Source organism: Stappia sediminis, assembly GCF_009826895.1.
Lineage (GTDB): Bacteria > Pseudomonadota > Alphaproteobacteria > Rhizobiales > Stappiaceae > Hongsoonwoonella > Hongsoonwoonella sediminis.
This window is the reverse complement of sequence record NZ_WUMV01000003.1, coordinates 572,287-591,486: the sequence shown is the minus strand read 5'-3', so window position 1 is coordinate 591,486 and position 19,200 is coordinate 572,287. Positions and strand designations below refer to the sequence as shown.

General features: G+C 61.1%; 16 protein-coding genes. 7 read left to right on the top strand and 9 right to left on the bottom strand.

Annotation, left to right across the window (positions count from 1 at the left end):
• Window positions 1-37: 37 nt before the first annotated feature.
• A complete protein-coding gene (locus tag GR183_RS09665) occupies window positions 38-649 on the bottom strand; it encodes a L,D-transpeptidase (protein ID WP_160775386.1) in 612 nt (203 codons plus the stop codon).
• 105 nt (window positions 650-754) lie between these two features.
• On the bottom strand, window positions 755-1,675 hold the full coding sequence (locus GR183_RS09660; protein ID WP_160775385.1) for a sugar kinase: 921 nt from the start codon (window positions 1,673-1,675) through the stop codon (window positions 755-757).
• A gap of 196 nt (window positions 1,676-1,871) precedes the next feature.
• Here GR183_RS09660 and GR183_RS09655 point away from each other — a divergent pair, with 196 nt between their 5' ends.
• Together GR183_RS09655 and GR183_RS09650 are read left to right on the top strand one after the other, a co-directional pair.
• The gene (locus GR183_RS09655) at window positions 1,872-2,654 is read left to right on the top strand and encodes an alpha/beta fold hydrolase (protein ID WP_208999805.1); all 783 of its coding nucleotides are present in this window, start codon (window positions 1,872-1,874) and stop codon (window positions 2,652-2,654) included.
• 201 nt (window positions 2,655-2,855) lie between these two features.
• On the top strand, window positions 2,856-3,482 hold the full coding sequence (locus tag GR183_RS09650; protein WP_160775383.1) for an LbetaH domain-containing protein: 627 nt from the start codon (window positions 2,856-2,858) through the stop codon (window positions 3,480-3,482).
• Between the two features lie 78 nt (window positions 3,483-3,560).
• Here GR183_RS09650 and GR183_RS09645 read toward each other — a convergent pair whose 3' ends face one another.
• From GR183_RS09645 to GR183_RS09635, 3 genes are read right to left on the bottom strand one after another with little or no spacing between them, the layout of a single operon-like run.
• The gene (locus GR183_RS09645; RefSeq protein ID WP_160775382.1) at window positions 3,561-4,010 is read right to left on the bottom strand and encodes a hypothetical protein; all 450 of its coding nucleotides are present in this window, start codon (window positions 4,008-4,010) and stop codon (window positions 3,561-3,563) included.
• Complete coding sequence (locus GR183_RS09640; RefSeq protein ID WP_160775381.1) at window positions 4,010-4,891, bottom strand: DUF6731 family protein; 882 nt, start codon at window positions 4,889-4,891, stop codon at window positions 4,010-4,012. Before GR183_RS09640 ends, GR183_RS09645 begins: the two co-directional genes overlap by 1 nt.
• Window positions 4,892-4,949: 58 nt before the next feature.
• Entirely contained in the window at window positions 4,950-6,635 is a 1,686-nt protein-coding gene (locus tag GR183_RS09635) for an acyl-CoA dehydrogenase family protein (RefSeq protein ID WP_160775380.1), read from the bottom strand.
• A gap of 190 nt (window positions 6,636-6,825) precedes the next feature.
• On the opposite strand from GR183_RS09635, the gene GR183_RS09630 reads away from it, so the two are divergent.
• Window positions 6,826-7,713: a YihY/virulence factor BrkB family protein gene (locus GR183_RS09630; RefSeq protein ID WP_160775379.1), complete on the top strand. Its 888-nt coding sequence runs from the start codon at window positions 6,826-6,828 to the stop codon at window positions 7,711-7,713.
• Here GR183_RS09630 and GR183_RS09625 read toward each other — a convergent pair.
• Window positions 7,688-8,581: a DMT family transporter gene (locus GR183_RS09625; protein ID WP_208999804.1), complete on the bottom strand. Its 894-nt coding sequence runs from the start codon at window positions 8,579-8,581 to the stop codon at window positions 7,688-7,690. The two genes, GR183_RS09630 and GR183_RS09625, sit on opposite strands and share 26 nt — an antisense overlap.
• A gap of 188 nt (window positions 8,582-8,769) precedes the next feature.
• Between GR183_RS09625 and GR183_RS09620 the strand changes: the two genes are divergently transcribed.
• Window positions 8,770-10,734, top strand: a complete 1,965-nt coding sequence (locus tag GR183_RS09620; RefSeq protein ID WP_202395944.1) for a methyl-accepting chemotaxis protein — start codon at window positions 8,770-8,772, stop codon at window positions 10,732-10,734.
• A 147-nt stretch (window positions 10,735-10,881) separates the two neighbouring features.
• Window positions 10,882-12,066 carry an NAD(P)/FAD-dependent oxidoreductase gene (locus GR183_RS09615; RefSeq protein WP_160775378.1) on the top strand — a complete coding sequence of 395 codons (1,185 nt, stop codon included), beginning with the start codon at window positions 10,882-10,884 and terminating at the stop codon, window positions 12,064-12,066.
• A gap of 673 nt (window positions 12,067-12,739) precedes the next feature.
• Here the strand turns inward: GR183_RS09615 and thpR are convergent.
• The 3 genes from thpR to GR183_RS09600 all read right to left on the bottom strand — a co-directional run bounded on the left by thpR (window position 12,740) and on the right by GR183_RS09600 (window position 15,645).
• Window positions 12,740-13,276 (bottom strand): RNA 2',3'-cyclic phosphodiesterase, encoded by a 537-nt coding sequence (thpR, locus tag GR183_RS09610; protein WP_160775377.1) that lies wholly within the window; start codon window positions 13,274-13,276, stop codon window positions 12,740-12,742.
• 279 nt (window positions 13,277-13,555) lie between these two features.
• Window positions 13,556-14,608, bottom strand: coding sequence for an aldo/keto reductase (locus GR183_RS09605; RefSeq protein WP_160775376.1), 1,053 nt, complete (start codon window positions 14,606-14,608; stop codon window positions 13,556-13,558).
• A gap of 389 nt (window positions 14,609-14,997) precedes the next feature.
• Window positions 14,998-15,645: an arylesterase gene (locus GR183_RS09600; protein ID WP_202395942.1), complete on the bottom strand. Its 648-nt coding sequence runs from the start codon at window positions 15,643-15,645 to the stop codon at window positions 14,998-15,000.
• Between the two features lie 193 nt (window positions 15,646-15,838).
• On the opposite strand from GR183_RS09600, the gene GR183_RS09595 reads away from it, so the two are divergent.
• Both GR183_RS09595 and GR183_RS09590 read left to right on the top strand, forming a co-directional pair.
• On the top strand, window positions 15,839-16,555 hold the full coding sequence (locus GR183_RS09595; protein WP_160775375.1) for an ABC transporter ATP-binding protein: 717 nt from the start codon (window positions 15,839-15,841) through the stop codon (window positions 16,553-16,555).
• A 5-nt stretch (window positions 16,556-16,560) separates the two neighbouring features.
• Window positions 16,561-19,143, top strand: a complete 2,583-nt coding sequence (locus tag GR183_RS09590) for an ABC transporter permease (RefSeq protein ID WP_160775799.1) — start codon at window positions 16,561-16,563, stop codon at window positions 19,141-19,143.
• Window positions 19,144-19,200 lie beyond the last annotated feature (57 nt).

The following is a 19,200-nucleotide window of genomic DNA, read 5'->3' as shown; positions in this document are numbered from 1 at the left end:
CCGCTTCTTCAGAAAATTCCCGAAAATGACGCCCGGATCAGAGGACGACGACCTTCGCGCCGATCCCGACACGCTCGTAGAGATCCTCCACATCCTCGTTCAGCATGCGGATGCAGCCGGAGGAAACGGCGCGGCCGATCGACCAGTCCTCGTTCGTGCCATGGATGCGATAGTCGGTACCGCCAAGATAGAGCGCGCGGGCGCCGAGCGGGTTCTTCGGCCCACCGGGCACGTATCCCGGCAGTTTCCGGCCTTTTTTCGCCTCTCGGCGGATCATCTCCGGCGGCGGCGTCCAGCCCGGCCACTTGGCCTTGCGCGTGATCTTTTCCGTTCCCGACCAGGTAAAGCCCTCACGCCCGACGCCGATGCCGTAGCGCACGGCCTTGCCTTTGGCGAGGACGTAGTAAAGCCTGCGCTCGCCGGTATCGACGATGATCGTGCCGGGCTTTTCGCCCGTGCGGTAGCGCACGACGGAACGTTTGTATTTCGAGCGCGCGATCGCGCCCGCGGCTTCCGGCGTGAGCCTGTAGCTCACCCATTTCTTGGTAGCTGAATCGAAAAAGCCCGTGGCCGCGTTTTGCGCGGATGCCGCGCCGCCGAAAACCGCAAAGGCAAGAAGCGCGGAAACGAAAAGACGGATTCCCCTCATGATGCCCCCTTCCGGCGAATACGCCGACACATCAGCCCAAACACAATTCCGGCAAGATAAATGCAGGTGACTTATTCTTCGGTTAATACGGAATTTACGCAAGCATCAAGCTGACGTCCGCAGAAAAGCCTCCACCTGCGCGCGGGTCGGCTGGGGCGCCACGGCGCCGAGACCGCGCACGGAAAGTGCCGCCGCCGCGTTGGCATGGCGCCCCGCACGGAAAGGATCGCCCGTCTCCAAAAACTCGGCAAGGAACGCGCCGTCGAAGGCATCGCCCGCCCCCGTCGCGTCGACCAGGTCGACCTTGTGCGGCAGCAGGATTTCCGCCCGGTCGGGCGTCGCTATCAGCGCACCTTCGGCGCCAAGCGTAAGCGCGACGACCTTCACGCCCATTGCGAGGTAGAAATCGGCAATCTCCCGAGGTTCATCGAGGCCCGTGAGCTGACGCGCGTCATCGAGGCCGGGAAGGAGGATGTCGGAGAGACCCGCGGTCGCGTGAATGACTGCGCGTGCACGCTCAAGCGGCCAAAGCGACAGGCGCAGGTTCGTGTCGTAGGAGACAAGCCCGCCGGCCTCGCGCACGAGCCTTACAGCCTCGAAAGCGGTATCGCAGGCGGCAGACGAAATCGCCTGGCTGATCGCGGAAAGATGCAAGATCTTGACGGTGCGCAAGGCTTCCACCGGAAGATCGGCCGGGCGCATCAGGCTTGCCGCCGAACCCGCCCGGCGATAGGTGAATTCATGGCCCGCCGGCCCATGGGTGACGAAATATATGCCGGTCGGCGTACCCGCGTACCGCCCGACATGCTCCACCGAAACGCCTTCGCTCTCCCAAAGACCCAGCAGCATGGCGCCGAAGGCATCGTCCCCCACGGCGGAAAGATAGCCGCTTGCCGTGCCCTGCCGCGCCGCGCAGATCGCAGCGTTCGACGTATCGCCGCCGAACCCCTGGACATAGGGCCCGCCCGCCTCGCGCTGGTTGAATTCCACCATTGCTTCGCCGAGGCACAGGAGATCGACCGGCATTGCTCTTCCCTTTTCAACCGATTTAAGGCGATCCATGTCGTTGCCGCGAGGACATGTCAAGGCGAATGCGACCTTCAACCCTCTCGCGCTTTTTCCCCCGACATGCCAAAGAAAGGGAATATTGGGCCTGGAGCGAATTCCGATCACGAAAGCGATCCCGCTTTCGTGGAAAGCGCTCTAGATCGGGGAGATGCAGATGGACACCAAGACAGAGGCGAGAATGCTGCCCCATGTCGACAGGGGAACGGGCGGCGGCGCGCCGATCATCTTCCTGCATGGTTTCGGCGGAGATTCGCTGACCTGGACATCGGTGCAGGCAGCCTTCGAAGCGAAGCGGCGAACCATCGCCTTCGACCTGCCCGGACACGGCAAGGCAATCGACTGGCCGGTTATCGGAAATGCCAATGTGGCGGCAAAGGCGGTGTTTGCCTCGCTTGGCGAACTCGGATTGTCGCGCACGCATCTTGTCGGCCATTCCATGGGCGGTGCCGTTGCGGCCCTCATGGCGCTGAAGGCGCCTGAAAGGGTCGCCAGCCTGACGCTGCTTGCGCCGGGCGGATTCGGTCCGGAGATCAACCACAAGCTTCTGCGCCGCTATGCCTCAGCCGCCAATCCGCACGAACTGGAAGTGCTTCTGGAGCAGTTCTTCGGCTGGGAATTCGACCTGCCGCGCATGCTTTCGCGCCATGTCGCGGAAATGCGCGAGGTGCCAGGCGCGAACGAGGCGCTGATGAAGATCGCGGAGGAAATCATCGACGGAAAGGTGCAGAAGATGCTGCCGGTCGACGATCTGGCGGAGCTTGGCATGCCGATCCGCGTTGTCTGGGGCACGCAGGACCGGGTGCTGCCGACCCGCCAGGCCCACCGCCTGCCGGGCGTGATCTCGACCCATGTGTTCGAGCGTGTCGGCCATATGCCCCACCTGGAAGCGCCGCGCGAGATCATCCGCATCATCCGCGAGAACACCGCGCACGAGTGAGGGATTGGGGTATTTCACCGTCACCCGGTGCTGCGAATTTGAAAATCACCCTCACCCCGGCCCTCTCCCTCCAAGGGAGAGGTCGGCACACCAGTGCCGGGTGAGGGTGGCAATCCGTTCACCTTCGTTTACGAAACCCCAAGTGAGCCAGGATATCGTCCAGCACCATCTAAGTCCGTCCAATCAAGTACGGTTCAGGAAATGCTTTCAGACAAAGAGATTGCGCGGCTTGACGCCGTTCGCAGGCAATTCGGATTTCTCGAAATCGGGGAAACCGCCGCCCTCATCGACAGGGGAACGATCCTGTTCGATCCCTTTTCCACCCTGATTTCGCGCAATATACGCCTCGGCCATGGAAACGTGATCCACCCCAATGTCGCGCTGGAATGCGCCGACGCGGGCACGCTGGAACTGGGGGACGGGAACACGCTCCATTCGGGCACGCGAATCGTTGCGCAAGCAGGCGACATCGTCATCGGTTCCCACAATCATTTCGGAGAAGGCGGTTTTCTTGCCAAGGTCGACCGTGCGGATGCATCGATCAAGATCGGAGACAGGGGCCGCTATATTTCCGGTGCATCGGTCATGGGGAATTGCAGGCTCGGTTCGGGCAGCCAGATCCTCGGGCCAATCGCCGTGCAGGACTGTGTGCTTGGCGCGGGAGCGCCCCATACCGACCCCGACCCGGACTTTCGCGGCGGCGTGCTGAAAGGCCAGGGCCGGGCGCGCGGGCTCACGCTTGCCGCGGGCGAGGTCATTTTCGGAAACGGCGTGTTTTCGCAAGGCGCGGTCGAAAGGCAACTTGCCTATCACCCGCATCAGCCTTGATTCTGGATGGAGAGCTTCTGCAGGTTTCGGGTCCCCAATCGCTGGCCTGCCTTGGCGGGTCGACGCGATGGGTCAGTATTATTGTACAATAATAAAGAACCCTAATATTGCCCGACATCCTAAAGCAAAAGCAGAAATAAAAAATCCCATCCATATTGAAAATATTAAATAATCAATAAAATTACTAAATGGGTCTAATTTGTAAGATACTACAAATAATGAAATAAATGAGAATACTAATCCGACCAATACCGCTTGAAGGCAATATCTCTTATATTGCTCATAAGCCTTCATTTTTTTTATTCTCAACGAGAACCTATTTGGATACGCAATAATCACAGCGTAGAATGCAAAAATAAATGACGCCAATAAACCTCCGAGCGAAGAACAATAAGAAATCAACCCAGCAAGGTTGATGTATTCTTTGTGTTCGCTTAGTTTATCTACGATATTTTCGCGAAAAATCACTAGTGCAACAATTGTTATCAATCCTGTTGCCCAAGTGTGTTTTTCAACGAATTTAATCATCATAATCTCTGTTGTTGTGCGAATTCCTCATATCTCTCTTCAAGCGCTCGCCTCGCCGCATTAATTTTTTCTTCGAATACCGCCTCTGGATCGTTGTCTGGCAAATCCAGATCCTCAAAATATTTTAGGTGAGCATTAATAAAATCAAGTGGGGTGGTTTGCCCAGCTTCGTCCCTAATATTTGCTTTGATACTTTTTATTCCACCGCTATCATTTTCTTTATTTCTTAGCATATTTCTAACAATGTTTATTATATTTCTTTTGTTCAGATCTACGCGCTCCCGACCTACACCAAATTCGATATTGACGTAAGACCCTCCTGTTAATTCTTTTACTCTAGCAATTGATTGCAGAGGAGATAGAGCTTGGTTTTCGAATACTTCAAGATTTTCTGGTTCTGAAATTTTTAATGAAAGCTTGGTGGGCTGATTTTCAGTTAACATTCTTAACGAATCCACGGTAAGAACTGGAAGCGCTGAGAATTCAATGCCATTTACCTGTCCCCTTAAGTATTGCAAGAAGCGATTAACGCTAACCCCATTTCTGTTTCGCTCGTAAATTAAAAGATCTTCTTCTGGTTTATATATAAAAACTGAATTATGGCCTAGCCCTGCGCCTTGAAGTGCCAATGGTGTAGCCAAGCCGTCGGCTGGAACTCTTGCTGGAAAATTTACAACTTGTTTACGCAACATTTCGCCAAGGATGAGTCCGTGAGCTTCGTCAAATCGTTCAAGCCTCATCACGTATTCGCGCGTGACGGCTATCTCTCTTTGCGCTCCAGGGGGAGTTTCGGCGATCTCCGCCAGGCACTGCGGTAAGCTTAAAGCGCCCTGCCTATTGTTAACAATCTGATAGAAATAAAAATTCAGGCGTCGGTCCATTGTTTGCCTCTAAAGTTATTGACACAAAATTCTACAATCAATTATTCAATAATGCAATTTACCCGCGTGTTTCCAGAACCCTTCGCGCGATCACCTGTGCCTGGATTTCCGCAGCCCCTTCGAAAATGTTGAGGATGCGGGCATCGCACAGGAGACGCGAGACAGGATACTCCAACGCGAAGCCGTTACCCCCATGGATTTGCAGCGCGTTGTCGGCCGCCGCCCAGGCGACACGCGCGCCGAGAAGCTTGGCCATGCCGGCTTCAAGATCGCAGCGCCTTCCCGAATCCTTCTCCCACGCCGAAAAGTAAGTGAGCTGGCGCGCGATCATGATTTCCGCCGTCATGATCGCCAGCTTGTCGGAAACGCGGGGGAAGGAAATCAGCGGCTTGGAAAACTGCACGCGTTCCTGCGCGTAGCGAAGCCCGACATCGAGTGCCGCCTGCGCCACGCCGAGCGCGCGTGCCGCCGTCTGGATGCGCGCGCCCTCGAAGGTCTGCATGAGCTGCTTGAAGCCCTGCCCCTCCACGCCGCCGAGCAGGTTTTCATGCGCCACCTCGAAGCCGTCGAAGGCGATCTCGTATTCCTTCATGCCCCGGTAGCCGAGCACCTCGATCTCGCCACCCGACATGCCTTTCGCCGGGAAGGGATCCTCATCGCTGCCGCGCGGCTTTTCGGCGATGAACATGGAAAGGCCCTTGTAGCCGGGCTCATCCGGGTTGGTGCGGGCAAGCAGCGTCATGATGTCGGCACGCACGGGGTGCGTGATCCACGTCTTGTTGCCGGAAACCTTCCACACGTCGCCGTCACGCACCGCGCGCGTCTTGAGCGAGGCAAGGTCGGAACCGGTGTTGGGCTCCGTGAAGACGGCCGTGGGCAGCACTTCGCCTGAGGCGATCTTCGGCAGCCACTTCGCCTTCTGCTCGTCCGTGCCGCCGCCAAGGATCAGTTCCGCAGCGATTTCCGACCGCGTGCCGAGCGAGCCGACGCCGATATAGGCCCGGCTCAACTCCTCGGAGACGACGCACATGCTTTCCTTGCCAAGGCCGAGCCCGCCGTATTCCTCCGGGATCGTCAGGCCGAAAACGCCAAGCTCGGCCATCTGCTCTATGACTTCGAGCGGGATATAATCGTTCTTCAGGTGCCACTCGTGGGCGTATGGCGCGACCTTGTCGGCGGCGAAGCGGCGCATCTCGTCGCGGATCTGCTCGTAGGTCTCGTCAAGGCCGGTATCGCCGAAGGTGGATGAACCTTCCTGATCCTTGATGAGGCTTGCAAGCCGGGCGCGGATTTCCGGCATATTGCCGGTCGCGATCAGTTCGCCGATCTCCGGCGTCTGCGTGTTCGCGGCTTCGGACGCCGTGATCCCGAGGTCGGCAAGGCGCACGAATTCGCCCTGGTTCATGGGGATGCCGCCGAAGACCTGCGCCAGGTATTCCGCGAAACCGAGGCGGACGATAAGCTCTTCCGTCTCGCCGAATTTTCCGGCTTCCCGCAGGCGCTTCGCGTATGCGTCAAGCTGCTTCAACGCTTCCACATAGGTCGCAAGCCAGGCAAGCCCGTGGGTCGCGCGCTGCTCGCTCTCCATCTTCGCCGACGATATCCGCTCGCCGTCGCGAACCTTCTGCGCCACACGCTTCGCGGCAATGTCGAGAAGCGCATCGAGGCTTGTCACGGCCTTCGCCGTCAGCTCGTTCAGCGGGGTCTCTCCTGAAAGCGGGCCGTGGTCGGTGGCAAGCGACATGAATTTCTCCGTTTCGCATGCTGAGCACACGTATGTCCGATCAATGGTGCAGCGCACACAATAACCTGCGGCAGGTGCGAAGCAATAGTTCTTTTAGCCGGGTGGCGGAGTAATAAAGTTTCTCAAATGCCGCAGCGGCTTGCGCTTTCGCCGGGCGGATGGTCCGATTGGGCAATTGCGGAGGGAAGCGATGAACCTGTCGGCCTATGCGATTTTCATCTATCGCGTCCTTGTGGATGCGATAGGCCATCTCATCAAGGACGACGGCTTCGCCATGGCGAGCCATGTGGCGCTTTCGGTGCTGATGGCGCTTTTCCCCTTCCTCATATTCATCGCCGCGCTGACAGGCTTCATGGGACTGGGCGACATGGCCGACAGGATCGCCGCCATGCTGTTCGAGACGTGGCCGGAACGGGTGGCGGGACCCGTTTCGCGGGAGATAAAGACGGTGCTGACGCGCCCGCGCGGCGACATCCTGACGCTCGGCGTCGTCGTCTCGCTGTGGTTCGCCTCAAACGGCGTGGAGGCGCTGAGGACCGCGCTCAACCGTGCCTACAGGCTCAACGACACACGCTTTTTCCTCTGGCTCAGGCTCCAGTCGATCGCCTTCGTGTTCCTGGGCTCGCTCGTGCTGATCGCCTTCTCCTTCCTCGTGGTTCTGGCTCCGCTTTTCCTGGAATGGGCGGTGGAATATACGCCCTGGATCGCGGATTTTCAGACGAGCCTCGATCTGTCGCGCTACGTCATTGCGACGGTGCTGACGGCCGCCGGACTGATGCTTGCCCACGCGCTGCTGCCTTACGGACGCAGGCAGTTCCTCGACATGCTGCCGGGCGTTCTGGCGACGCTTCTCCTGTGGTTCGTCGCCGGCATCGGCTTCGGCACGTATCTGGCGCGCTTCGCCAATTACGTTTCCACCTACGCGGGCCTTGCCGGCATCATGACGGCGATCATCTTCCTCTACCTGATCGCGCTTCTGTTCATCTTCGGCGGGGAACTCAACGCCGCGATCCTGCGCGAACGCGGGCTGTTGCGCGAGCGGCGCGGCATGATCATGCCTGACGCCGCCGCAAGGTGATCGCCCCGCGCTGGATCAGGATCTGTGCGGCGATGACAAGCCCCATGCCGGCGATCTGCACGGCGGAGAGCGTCTCGTCGAAGAGGAAGTAGCTCTCCACCGCCGTCGCCACCGGCACGAGGTAGAAAAGGGCCGCGACGCGTGCCGCGCTTCCCTGCGAAATAAGATACATGAGCAGCAGGATCGCGCCGATAGACAGCACGAAGATCAACCAGGCGAGCGCAAAGATCAGATCGCCCGACCAGGTGATTTCCCAGCTCTCGAAAGTCGACATGGGAATCGTGATCAGGAGCGCGCCGGCATATTGCAGCGTGGTGCCGGGCAGAAGATCGATTTTGGAGACGAAACGCTTCTGGTAGACCGCGCCCGCCGACATGGCGACGACCGAGACGATGCAGGCGGCGATGGTGACCGCCGAAATGCCGCTCGCGGCCAGCCCCAGCTTCGGGCCGAGGACGAGGGCGAGCCCCGCTCCGCCGGCGGCAAGGCCCACCCAGTGTTTCGCGTCGATCTTTTCATGCAGCACGGGACCGGCGATCAGCGCGGTGAGAAGCGGCTGCAGGCCGAGGACGAGCGCCGAGATGCCGGCCGGCATGCCGTTGTCTATCGCCCAGAAGATGCCGCCGAGATAGACGCCGTGCATCAAGGCACCGGAGACGAGGCAATGCAGGTAGTCCGAGAACGTCGCGGGCCATGTTCGGCGCATGGCAAGCGTCATCGCAAAGAGGACCGGCAGGACGATCGCGAAGCGCACGCTGAGGAAGGCGAAAGGCTCGATATAGGGCGCGCCAAGCTTCGAGCCGATAAAACCCGTCGACCACAACAGCACGAAAATGGCGGGCGAAGCGGCAACCAGCAAGTTTCTCAATTCGTTTACCTGTCTCGTCTCGAGTATTCGCAGCACCGTGGCGAAAGATTTGGCATCAACGCCATGAAGATGAGCGCCGCCCGTTGAACAGTCCTTAACCGCTGGCAGGCAATCTGCCGGTCAGGTCAACCAGATCCTCAAGGGCTCCCGCTGTGCAAATCAATAAGAATTCCGGCCTTTTGGGCCGCATGAGCGTACGCGCGCGCATCGCCGCGCTAGGCGTCATTACATTCGTGGGTCTCGTCACCGTCGCCGGCGTGTTCTGGTGGAGCCAGGAACGCGTTGGCGCGGCCTTTGCCGAGGCAGAACATTATTCCACGCTTGATTCAAGTGCGCGCGAACTTGCCGAAATCGGCGGCCAGCTCGAAATCGCCGAAAAAACCTACCTCCTGTCGCCGGGGGAAGCTTCGCGCGAGGCGTTTGAGCAACTTCTCGTGAACGCCCGCTTCGAGGTGAACCGAACTTCCGCGCTCGTGGACGATCCTGCGAGCGTGGCCGCCATCAGGGAACTTCACTCAAGCTTCGATACCATCGAGACGGCCTTCGCCGAACTGAACGATATTCAGTCCACGCTCGGCTTCAACGCCCAAAACGGCCTTCGTGCCGCCCTTGCAGAAAGCTCGGGCGCGGTGGAAGCGCGCATCGCCGAGGAGTTGAAGTTCGGCTCCAACCCGGATTTCGAGAAGATGGTTCGCGCCGTCATCCAGATCCAGGGCGCGCAAAAGGACTTCGCGCTGGGCGGCGGGGAAGAGGCGACCTCGAAATTCGACGAGATATTCGCGAAATTCGAGGAACTGCTGGAGCGCGCCTACATCCCGAACGATGCGAAGAAATTCATCGGCGAGAACATGGCGCAATACCGCGAGCTTTTCGCCGACTATGCGAAGGCGACAAGTGTCCGGTCGGGACTGCGCGCCACGATCCTGGCAACCTTCGCCAATCTGCCGCCCGCGCTGGACCGGCTGAAGGAAAACGCCGGCGCCGGCGCCGCCGAGGCCGCGAAATCACTGGCTGAAATCCGTTCCCGGGCGACCTATCTGGTCGGCGGCGTAATGCTTACCGTGCTTGTGCTCGTCGCCGGCCTGGGCGCATTGATCGGCGGCTCGATCACTCATCCCCTGAAGCGCCTGCAGGCGGCGATGGAGGCGCTGGCGCAGGGGCGCACCGATGTGGAGCTGCCCTCCGGCGAAGGCGAGACGGAGCTTGCCGCCATGGCCCGCACGGTCGCAATCTTCCGCGACAACGCCCTTGAGCGGCAGCGCCTTGCCAGCGAACGCGAGGCGGAAAACGCCGGACGCGACGAGCGTGTGCGCCGGCTCGAAGGGCTGATTTCCGGCTTCGACGCAACGGTGGAAAAGGCGCTCTCAAGCCTCGACGGCGCGGCGAAGGAGCTTTCGCGCGCCTCCCACGAAGTGGAAAGCGCCTCCGATAATGTCGCCGGCGAAGCGGAACGCGCGGGAGCTGCTGCCCGCATTGCGGCGGAAAACGTGACGCTCGCAGCTTCGGCCACCGAAGAGCTAGCCGCCTCCATCACCGAAATCTCCGCCCAGGCCGGCAAGTCGACGGCCGTGGCAAGCCGGGCCGTGGAAGGCGCGCGCCAGACGGCGGCCTCCATGTCCGAACTTTCGTCCACCGCCGACAAGATCGGCCAGGTCATGGGCCTCATCCGCGATATCGCCAACCAGACCAACCTCCTGGCGCTCAACGCCACGATCGAGGCGGCGCGCGCGGGCGAGCACGGCAAGGGCTTTGCCGTCGTCGCGGCGGAGGTGAAGGGGCTGGCAAACCAGACGGCGACCGCGACGGAGGATATCGCCCAGCAGGTCGAGGCGATCCAGATCGCCTCCGCCAATGCGGTTTCGGCAATCGACGACGTGACCGCGATCATCAACGAGATGAACGATATCGCCGCCGCCGTCGCCGCATCCGTGGAACAGCAGAACGCTGCGGTCTTCTCGATCTCGGAAAATGTCGCCAATGCCTCGGGCTCGTCCAGCGAGGGCGCGGCCGCGATGGATGCGGTAGCAGGTGCCGGCAACCATGCCCGCCGGTCCGGCAACGAAGTCGAGCGTCTTTCTCTGCTCCTCAACGAGCAGGCGAAGGTGATTCGCGAGGAAGTCCGCATCTTCCTGGACGGCGTGCGCGCGGCCTGACGCGCTCCCGATTGCACCTGAACGCAGAATTGAAAGCGGCGGACTCGCTTCCGCCGCTTTTGCTTTATGTATCCGGGCTGCGCGATTGCCCGGCCGCGCTTGAGCGTGCTACTGGCAACGTCGAATGATACAGGGGTGAAAAAGCGGATGCAGGACAGGATCGTGGTTCTTGGCGCGGGGCAGGCCGCCGCCCAGCTTGTGCAGTCTCTACGCCAGAACGGCCACGAGGGCGAGATCGTGCTGATCGGCGACGAGCCGCATCCGCCCTATCAACGCCCGCCGCTTTCCAAGAAATACCTGATGGGCGAGGTCGGCAACGACACGCTTGAACTCAGGCCATCGAGTTTTTACGAAACCCAGTCTGTGGAGCTGCATCTGGGGGTGAAGGCAGAGGCGGTCGACCGCGAGAAGAAGCTTGTAAAGACATCCGGCGGCGAGGAAATCGCCTACGACCGGCTCGTCTTCGCAACCGGCACACGCGCCCGCGGCCTGCCGCTCGCGGGGGCGGATCTTCCGGGCGTCGTTTCGCTTCGCACGATCGCCGATGTCGACGCGATCCGCCCTGCGCTTGAAGGCGAGGGCAGGATAGCCATCGTCGGCGGCGGATATATCGGGCTGGAGGTTGCCGCCGTCGCACGTTCGCTAGGGCGCGAGGTTACCGTTCTGGAAGGGCTGGACCGGGTGATGAAGCGCGTCGTCTCGCCGGTGATTTCGGACTTCTATCAAAAGCTTCACCACGACAACGGCGTCGATATCCGGCTCAACGTCGCTATAGAGGCGTTCGAGGGAACGGCCAGGGTCGAGGCCGTGCGCTTCGCGGACGGCAGTCGCCTTGACTGCGATCTGGTGCTCGTCGCCGTTGGCGCCGCGCCGAACGACGAACTGGCGGCGGCCTGCGGACTCGACGTTTCGGACGGAATTCTCGTCGACGGGGCCGGGCGTACGAGCGACGAGGCGGTTTACGCGGCAGGCGACTGCACGAGATTTTTCTCAGCGCGCTACGGCCGCTCGATCCGCCTTGAAAGCGTGCAGAACGCCATCGACCAGGCGAAGGCGGTCGCCGCCGACATATGCGGCAAGGACGTGGATTACGATCCGGTTCCCTGGTTCTGGTCCGACCAGTATCACGTCAAGCTGCAGATCGCGGGACTTTCACAGGGCTACGACGAGGCGATAACCGTCGGCGATCCGGCGTCCGGCTCCTTCTACGTCGCATATCTGAAGGATGAAAAGCTGATCGCCGTCGACAGCATCAACCATGCGCGTTCGCACATGATGGCCCGACGCGCCATGGGCGAGTCGTGGCGCGACGACCTTTTGCCGCCGGCTTGAATCCCCCTATTGTCCGCTCAAGAATTCTCCGCCGATTTTTTGCACGTCGCTCGCCCACACTTCGCCGTCCCTCCCCGTACCCGGGTCTTAGACCGGGCATGGCCCCCCGGGCCTAATCTCGGTTCAACAAGCGGGGGCGATGCCGTGAATTCACTAGGGTCAGGACCTATTAAATTGACGGAAATGGCACCTGAAACGGCAAAGAGATGCCAGGAGAAGGGCGCGGGGCGGGTTGACTACCCGGCCAAGCGCTTCGACAAGGCAGGTCGAAGCCGTTTCGGTGTCTGTACAGATATGGCCGATTTGGCCGGCGACTTTGTCGAAAAGCCTTGAAAACCAGACGGTTTCCTGCGTTTTTGCTCCTCGTATCCAACCAAATTGGCTCATACCATTTTCCTCAATTGAATAGGTCCTGACCCTAGAGCGCGTCTTGTTTAATCGGAATCACCAGACGCGCTCTATCTATTTGATATTGCGCATGTCCTTGCCCCAAAACCGGTTTCCGCTTTTGGGGGACATGCCCTAATATTTCGAAGTATTTTGCGAGGTGGATTGGGTCCCGGATCAAGTCCGGGACGACCCCGAGTGTGATGCATAGGGCCTGCCAATTTCCAAAGCCGTGCGGCCCAAGCGCAAAGGTTGTGAGCTTGGCAAGCCGTGCCCAAGAAGGCCCTCACGCCGCCAGGGGATAGGCCTCTTCGACGAGATAGGGGCCGCCGCCAACGCTTGCCTTTGAGGAAAACAGCACGAAGCGCCCGGCGACGAAAGACGGGGCCCTGAAATCCCCACGCTCGGCGAGCCAGCGGGCGACTTCCTCGTTCGTCGTGCCCTTGAGGCGGGCGAGCGTGACATGGGGGATGTACTTCCGCCGCTCGCCGGTGAAGCCCAGGCGCTGGAGGATACGCTCCTGCTCGCCCTGAAGCTCCTGCAGTTCCTTCAGCGGCTCCACCCGCCCCCAGATGGAATGCGGCTTGCCGTTGCCGAAGGAACCGAGCCCGTCGATCCGCACTTCGAAGGAGCGCCGCCGAATGCGGTCGAGCGCGTCCGCGACCTCGTCGGCCATGCGGTCGTCGATGTCGCCGATGAAGCGCAAGGTGACGTGATAGTTTTCCGGGTCGATCCAGCGCGCGCCTCTGAGACCGCCGCGCAAAAGGGAAAGGAACTGGCCAGTCTCAGCCGGAATTTCCAGTCCGGTGAACAGTCGGGGCATGACAAAATCCTCCGCTGTTGCTCAACATCCCAATGAGGCTTGTAATTTTTACGACGCGCAAGGGAAAATCAGATGACATTGAAATCTAAGTGTTTTTGAACGCCGAAAAACACGTGCCGGCGGTCGATCAGGCCGTGGCCGACGAAAGTTGCGGCGAAATGATTCGATTTTTTGCCAGGCGCAGGCAGCGCTCGCGGACTGCCTGCCTGATCTTGCAGCCCTCGTCACGAACTCCCCGTAAAAAGCGAGTAAGGGCAAGCGAGCGGGGACAAGCGCCGCTTACGGACAGGGATTGCCGTGAAGCTGGTGGAGATGATCGATACGCGCCTCGATCTCTTCCGTGATTTCAAGCGAGGCGGCCCCGAGATCGACCTCGAGCTGAGCGAGCGAGGTCGCGCCCAGGATCACCGACGTCGTGAAGGAACGCGAGCGGGCAAACGCGATGGCAAGCTGCGCCGGATCGACCCCGAGATCGGCGGCAAGATCCAGATAGGCGTTGATCGCCGTTTCCGCGCCCGGCTTTTCGTAACGCTGCAACCGTTCGAACAACGTCTTGCGCGCCCCCTTCGGCAACGCCCCATCCCGGTACTTGCCGGTCAGATATCCTTGCGCCAGCGCGGAATAGGCAAGCAGGCCAACATCCTCTCGCCTTGAAACTTCCGCCAAACCGGATTCGAACGTGCGGTTGACCAGCGAATAGGCGTTCTGGAGGGAGGCGATGCGCGGCAGGCCGTTCGCCTCCGACTCCTTCAGGAACGTCATCGTGCCCCATGCGCTTTCGTTGGAAAGACCGATGTGGCGGACCTTGCCGGCCTTCACGAAATCGCCAAGCACCTCCAGCGTCTCGGCGATCGGCGCCTCGTCTTCGGCCGGCACGGGATCCTTCCAGCGCGTCAGGTTGGAGCCGAAACCGGAGACATGCCGGTCCGGCCAGTGAAGCTGGTAGAGGTCGATATAATCCGTCTGGAGACGCCTCAGGCTCTTGTCGAGCGCCTCTTCAAGCTGCTTTCGGGTGAGGCGGCCCGGCGAGCCGTCGTCGCGAAACCAGGTGTTGTCGGAGCGGCCGATCGCTTTCGTCGCCAGCACGATGTCCGAACGGTTTTTCCGCGCCTTCATCCAGGTGCCGATGATTTCCTCCGTACGGCCCTGCGTTTCCGGCTTGGGCGGAATGGGATAAAGCTCGGCTGCGTCGAACAGGTTGATGCCGCGTTCCACGGCGAGATCCATCTGGGCGTGGCCTTCGGCTTGCGTATTCTGTTCGCCAAAGGTCATCGTGCCGAGGCACAGGCTGGAGACCATGATATCGGTGCGGCCAAGGCGGCGCTTTTCCATGAAAACCTCAATCGGATGGGAAACGGCGCGAGCGCGCCTGAAAAGGATGGAAAGTCAGGAGACTTTTAACCGCGAAAGGGCGGTTTATGAACCCCTAGGTCACGGACTCATAAATAAGGCTGGAATGGCGCTTCAAACGGCAAAGAGATGCAAGGAGAAGCGCGCGGGGCAGGTTTGCCACCCGGCCAAGCGCTTCGACGCAGCAGGTCGAAGCCGTTTACGCGTCCACGGAGCAACTTGTCGATCCGAAATCGGAAAGATTTCGGGTCGGTTGATCTCGGGATATGGCGGATTTGCCCGGCAACATCGTTGCAAACCTTTGAAAACCAGACGGTTTCCTGCAGGTTCGCGTCTCGTATCCGAACAAATCCGCGCATACCATTTCAGTCTTATTTATGAGTCCGTGACCTAACCTGCTCCATCAGCTCTTCGACACTGGGCAGGATGTTTTCCACGATGATCGCGACACCCTTTCCTGTCGGGTGAAGGCCATCGCCCTGAACGGTTTCGGGAGAAAGGGGTATCCCTTCCAGGAAATAGGGATAGAGGCGCGCGCCATGCGCTTGCGCGACATCGGCGAAAACGGGATCGAAGGCTTGCGCATACTCCTCACCCAGATTGCGCGGCGCACGAATGCCAGCGACGAGAACGGCGATGCCGCGTTCCTTCAGCCGGGCGACCATCTCATCGAGGTTTTCGCGCGTGGTCTCGGGCGGAAGCCCGCGAAGCGCGTCGTTTCCGCCAAGCTCGAGGATCACCGCATCGGCATCCTCCGGCACCGACCAGTCGAGACGGGCAAGGCCACCCGTGGTCGTATCGCCGGAGACGCCGGCATTGACCACCTCGACGTCGAGCCCCTTTTCCGCCAGCGCCTTCTGGAGCTGGACCGGAAAGGCCTCTGCCGGGGGAAGCCCGTATCCGGCCGTCAGGCTGTCGCCGAAGGCAACGATCTTCAGCGTATCGGCTTTGGCATGCGGCGGCAAAAGCGTGCCGAACGCAAGCGCAAGAGCCAGAAAAAATGTAACGGTTCGTATCAAGAGCGCTCTTCCTCTGGATCGTTTCGCAGCAATGCCCCATATCGGAAAGGATTTGCCGGGTCATACCATTCGGGGCGATCTATTTCATACAGGTGAGCCTTGCGTCCAGGCGCGGGCCAACACCGTAGATAAGATAGAAAGCCGGAATGACGAGCCCGCCTGCCGTGATCAACGCCGAACCGAAGGCCGCCATATGACGACCGAAACCGCCGCTTCCTCCGTCATCATGCTCAGACAGGTTCACCTGAGCCTCGGCAGCGGGGCGGGCCGCGTGCATATCCTGAAAGGCATCGACCTTGAAATCGAAAAGGGATGCTCCGTCGGCCTTGTCGGGCCGTCGGGCTCCGGCAAGTCGACGCTGCTGATGGTGATGGCGGGCCTCGAACGCGCCGACGAGGGCGAGGTGATCGCGGCGGGCGAAACGCTGACGAAGCTTGACGAGGACCAGCTTGCCCGCTTTCGCGGACGCAACGTCGGCATCATCTTCCAGTCGTTTCACCTGGTGCCCAACATGACGGCGCTTGAAAACGTCGCCGTACCGCTGGAGCTTGCGGGCGACCCGCAAGCCTTCGACAAGGCCCATGCGGAGCTTGAGGCCGTCGGCCTCGGCGAACGGCTTTCCCACTATCCCGCCCAGCTTTCCGGCGGCGAGCAACAGCGCGTCGCGATCGCCCGCGCGCTGGTCGTCGAGCCGCAGATCCTGATCGCCGACGAGCCGACCGGCAACCTGGACGAAACCACCGGCGAGCAGATCGTGGAACTGATGTTCGAGGCGAGCGAAAAGCGCGGCACGACGCTGGTGCTGGTGACGCATGACCTTACCCTCGCACGGCGCTGCGACAGGGTGATCAGGGTGCGCTCCGGCGAGATCGAGCCGCTCGATCTTTCTCACGAGCGGGAAAAGGCATGAAGCAGATGGCAGGCTTCGTACCGGGATCGGCCAAGGGTGCATTCGCGCCGTCCTGGCGTCTTGCCTTGCGTTTCGCGCTGCGCGAGCTGCGTGGCGGAATTCGCGGCTTTTACATCTTCATCGCCTGTATCGCGCTCGGCGTGGCGGCGATAGCGGGCGTAACCTCCGTCTCGCGCGCCCTGACCGAAGGCATCATCGCCGAAGGAACGACGATTCTGGGCGGCGACATCTCTTTCCGCCTCGTCCACCGTCAGGCGGAAGACGACGAGCGCCGGTTTCTCCAAACCTTCGGCGAGGTGAGCGAGGTCGCCACCATGCGGGCGATGGCCCGTATTCCGGAGACGACCGAGCAGTCGCTCGTCGAACTGAAAGCGGTTGACGGCGTCTATCCGCTCTATGGCGAATTCCGCCTCGAAGGCGGCAGCACCCTTGAAGACGCGCTTTCGAAAACGGACGGAACCTGGGGCGCGGTGGCCGATCTGGCACTTCTCGCAAGGCTCGATCTTGACGTGGGCGACGAGGTTTCAATCGGCCGCACAAAAGTGCGCATAGCCGACACCATCGCAGCCGAGCCCGACAAGCTCGACGGTGGTCTGGAGTTCGGCCCGCGCCTGATGATCTCCAACGAGGCGATTGGCGAAACCGGCCTCGTGCAGCCGGGAAGCCTTGTGAGATGGCACTACCGGGTGAAACTGCCGCCGGGCTCGAGCGAAGAACGGATCAAGGCTGTATCGGCGGAGGCACGCGACGCCTTTCCCGAAGCCGGCTGGCGAATCCGCTCGCGCGCGAACGCCGCCCCCGGCCTGCAGCGAAACATCAACCGTTTTTCCCAGTTCCTGACGCTGGTGGGGCTGACGGCGCTCGTCGTCGGCGGGGTGGGCGTCGCCAATGCCGTGCGCTCCTTTCTTGAGAGAAAGCGCGGCGTGATCGCCACCTTCAAATGCATCGGAGCGGAAGGCGGCTTCGTCTTCCGGGTCTATCTCATCCAGATCATGGCCCTTGCCGGGATAGGCATCGCCATCGGCCTCATCATCGGCATGGTAATCCCCTTCGTCGCCTCCGGGTTCCTCTCAAGCGTCCTGCCGATAGAGGCGGCGACCGGCATCTTCCCCGCCGAACTCGGGCTCGGCGTCGTCTACGGAGCACTCACCGCGCTTGCCTTCGCGCTGTGGCCGCTGGGACGCGCGCATGACGTGCCGCCGCGCGCACTCTTTCGCGACGACATTGGCAACGGACGCAGGTTTCCGCGCAAGCGTTACATGTTCGCGACTGCCGTCACCGTTGCGGTACTGGCCGCTATCGCCGTCTGGCTTTCGGCGGACAAGCGGATCGCGCTCGTCTATGTGGGGGCAACGGCGGGCGCCTTCGTGCTGCTCGTGCTCGTGGCAAAGGCCATCATGTGGAGCGCACGGCGCCTGCCGCATGTGCGCTCGGCGGAACTCAGGCTTGCCATCGGCAACATCCACCGCCCCGGCGCGCTGACGCCTTCGGTCGTGCTGTCGCTCGGCCTCGGGCTGTCGCTGCTGGTCGCGCTCGCGCTTATCGACGGAAACCTGCGCCGGGAGCTCGGCCAGACGATCGCTCGCGAGGCGCCGAGCTTCTTCTTCGTCGACATCCAGAACAGCGAGAAGGACGCCTTCGACGCCTTCCTCAAACAAGCCGCGCCGGACGCGGCTATCGAGACCGCGCCGATGCTGCGCGGGCGCATAACCGCACTCAATGACGTGCCGAGCGAGGAGATCAAGGCGCCACCCGGCGGCGCATGGGCGCTGCGCGGCGACAGGGGCATCACCTATGCCGCCGAAATCCCGGAAAACTCCACGCTCATCGCCGGGAGTTGGTGGGGGCAAGATTACTCCGGCAAGCCGCTCGTCTCCTTCGAGGAGGGTGTTGCGGAAGCGCTGGAACTCGATATCGGCGATACCATCACCGTCAACGTCCTCGGGCGCTCGATCACGGCGGAAATCGCCAACCTGCGCCGGGTGGACTGGGAATCGCTTGCGATCAATTTCGTCATGGTGTTCTCACCGAACACATTCGCGGGCGCTCCTCATGCGCATCTCGCCACGGTCACATGGGACGGGGACGTTTCAACGGAAAAGGAAATCGCGCTCCTGAAGAAGGCGACCGCCGCCTTCCCGACCGTGACGGCGGTGCGCGTGAAAGACGCCATCGAGCAGGTGAACGCGCTCGTCGCCCAGCTAGCCTGGGCGATCCGGGGGGCGGCCTCCGTCACGCTGATCGCGAGCGTTCTGGTGCTTGCGGGCGCGCTCGCCGCCGGCCACAGCCACCGCATCTATGACGCGGTGATCCTGAAAACGCTGGGGGCAACGCGCGGGCGCCTGATCGCGGCTTATTCCTACGAATACGCAATTCTGGGGCTTGCGACCGCCATATTCGGCGTGATCGCGGGTGCGCTTGCCGCAGGCTATGTCGTGACGCAGGTGATGGGCGGAAGCTTTGTCTTCCTGCCGGCGACGGCAACGAGTGCCGCCATCATCGCGCTGGTGCTTACCGTCGGCTTCGGGCTGATCGGCACGTGGCGCGTGCTCGGCGAAAAGCCGGCGCCGGTTTTGCGAAACCTTTGAGTTCGAGCACCCCGTCTGGACGACCGCCGGCTGCCGCATTAGGCTCGCCCACGACCC